The organism is Brevibacterium sp. FME37 (genome assembly GCF_014897485.1).
Lineage (GTDB): Bacteria > Actinomycetota > Actinomycetes > Actinomycetales > Brevibacteriaceae > Brevibacterium.
In genome coordinates this window covers 1-616 of sequence record NZ_JABUYE010000058.1, presented here as the reverse complement: position 1 = coordinate 616, position 616 = coordinate 1, and the positions used below count along the sequence as shown (strand labels likewise).

The 616-nt window shown below is 63.6% G+C and carries 1 pseudogene; it reads left to right on the top strand.

Annotation, left to right across the window (positions count from 1 at the left end):
• Positions 1-201 precede the first annotated feature (201 nt).
• Positions 202-616, top strand: a pseudogene (locus tag INT29_RS19915) (hypothetical protein); the annotation flags it as partial.

The following is a 616-nucleotide window of genomic DNA, read 5'->3' as shown; positions in this document are numbered from 1 at the left end:
GAGAGATGCGTCGGCGCAATCGTCTGCTTGAGCAGGAGAACGAGGTCCTGCGCCGTGCTGCCGCGTATTTGTCGCAGGCGAATCCTGCTGATCAATTGTGCTCTACCCGCTCGTGAGAGAGCTCGCCGTCGACGGGATCCCCGTGGCGGTGTCAGAGGGGGTACCTCCCGCTTGAGAGCGAAGCGCGCGGGGGAGCGGGTCTTGAAGCTTTCCCGCCAGCCCTACTACCGGTGGCTGGCCGCACCTGTCCCTGATACCGATCTCGTTGAGGCATATCGGGCCGATGCGCTCTTCGATGCCCACCGCGATGATCCCGAGTTCGGGTACCGATACCTCGCCGACGAAGCCGAAGCGTCCGGCCAGCCCATGGCGGCACGCACTGCGTGGCGGTTGTGTTCGTCCAATGACTGGTTTTCCGCCTTCGGTAAGGGCCGGGCGAAGAACGGGAAGAAACCCGGCCCACCCGTTCACGACGATCTATGCGCGGTTGTCGATGCCGACGGACGGACCAGGCACGAGTTTCGAGCTGATGGACCGAATCAGCTGTGGTTGACCGACATTGTGCGCCACGAGGCGCTGTTGAACCGAGTGGAGGTGAGAGACCACCACCGCCTGG